At 59.0% G+C, this 1822-nt stretch carries 2 protein-coding genes; both read right to left on the bottom strand.

What is annotated here, in order from left to right; genetic code table 11:
• Positions 1-465: 465 nt before the first annotated feature.
• Positions 466-1272 carry a lytic transglycosylase domain-containing protein gene (locus AC1DRJ_RS26235; RefSeq protein ID WP_477804714.1) on the bottom strand — a complete coding sequence of 269 codons (807 nt, stop codon included), beginning with the start codon at positions 1270-1272 and terminating at the stop codon, positions 466-468.
• Between the two features lie 222 nt (positions 1273-1494).
• On the bottom strand, positions 1495-1822 hold a 328-nt coding region (locus AC1DRJ_RS26230), incomplete at its 5' end, for a hypothetical protein (protein ID WP_477804713.1).

Raw genomic sequence — 1822 nt, 5'->3', positions numbered from 1 at the left:
GCATCGTACAGGGCGGGCGTGACCAGAGCAGTAAGGCGATAGAGCTGCATGGTGGTTTCGCTCGCTTCATTTTTTCACCCCTCGCGTCATACCGAATCAGGCAAGCCCCGCCGACTACACGATGTCCGGGACGACATCTGTTGCAGGTACAAGGGGTGAAGCAACGAATGAGCCATGACAATAGAGTAGAGAAATAAGTTCAAATTTTTTAACAAGTCACTTCTTAGTGTTTCAAGCGAGAGAAAAGTGGGGGAAATATTCCTCACATTAGGTGGCAAACGCCCGGTCAAGTGGGTGAAATTCCCCATATATGGAAATAGTAGTGCCCACTGTTTCACCGACCCCCGCCCGGCGTATTGATCGAGCGCGGAACCTGAATGCTTTCGTAGGGCGCAAAACGCGCCAGCGTTATCCGCCGTGGAGGAGCCGGCGTATTACCTATTCCGGGTTATGCGCCCTTCGGTACTAGCGATGGTTGCGATAGCGTTCGGTCAAGGACTGCACGAGGGTGACGTAGGATTGCGTCTCGGCGTAGGGAGGCACCCCGTTGTACTCGACAACGGACGCTTCGCCGGCGTTGTAACCTGCCAACGCCAGCACTTGGTTGCCGTTGAAGCGCTTGAGCAGCCAAGCCAGGTAGCGCACGCCGCCACGAATGTTCTGTCGTGCGTCGAACGGATCGTCCACGGCGAAGCGCTCGGCGGTGGCGGGCATCAACTGCATCAGCCCCTGGGCGCCGGCTTCGGAAATGGCGTTGGGACGGAACGCCGATTCGGCATGTATCACCGCGCGGACCAGCGCCCTGTCGACACCATAATGACCTGAAGCGGCTTCGATCTCCCGCTGATAGGAATGGGTGTCCAGGCGCAATGAGGCGACCTTGAAATCCTTCGGCGTCCTGCACAGATAGCAGCCCTTGATGTAATAGAGCTCAAGGGTATCAACCCGTGCCGAGATCCCGACGGGGCGCCGGCTCACATATTGACGAACACCCTTGTGGATGAAGGTGAACACCCGAATCCGCACCGCGCCTGAATCGTCCTCCCGCACAAGCCGTGGCAGGGCCATTGCCTTGCCGCCGACACCGGCGCCCGCCATGTCATTCAGGCGAGTGCAGCGGGCGCCGGCGATGGCTTGGCTGGTGTGGCTGATGGCTCCGTCACTGGCTTGGCACTTGAACATGGCGCTGGCGCACAGGGGCGTGACCAGCAAGGCCAGTTCGATGCAGCCAAGAAGGCTCTTGCGAGCCCATCGCCATGCTCTGGTACTCATCACATCGCTCCGCGCCGCWGGCGCCGATCAGGCTTGGGGCGCCTGGCCCGGGCGCTGTTGGAGGGCCTATTCCGGGTGACCCGCCTTTTGTACTAATAGTTATACCCCTTGTAACCGGCCTTGGAACTTGCGTTGACGTACGGGATGCCGACGTTCCCAGGCGAGGCGCAGGCCTGATTGCTCGCAGACACTTTCTCCCGCGTGATTTAATTAAAGGCTGGATCATTGCCGGTCAGTGAGCAGTGACCTAAGCACCATCCGCTGTACGTCTTTGATGAGAACCTCCGTCCGGAAATCATTGCTGAGCGGCCCCAGCACCACGCCATCCAGCATGGCTCGCACGGTGGCCACCGTGATGTTCAGGTCATCAACCTGGAAGCGTCTGCCAGCCATGCCCAACGCAATAATGTCTTTCAAAAGCTGCGTCTGTTTGGCGCGCAGTCCCTCGATTTTCACCCTTCGAGAGGGTTCCAGGCAGTAGCACTCGCGTGTGGACAGTATGTGCCACTGGCGCCGAGGCAAGGCGAACCGCAAGTAAGCGCCGAGGTAG

The sequence above is a fragment of the Pseudomonas sp. P5_B2 genome (genome assembly GCF_056400445.1).
Note: the sequence above shows the minus strand (reverse complement) of the source record. Positions and strands in the feature narration are given on the sequence as shown.

Coding starts and splice junctions, on each gene's coding strand:
- AC1DRJ_RS26235 (WP_477804714.1), bottom strand. CDS start 1,272: ATGAGTACCAGAGCATGGCGATGGGCTCGCAAGAGCCTTCTTGGCTGC.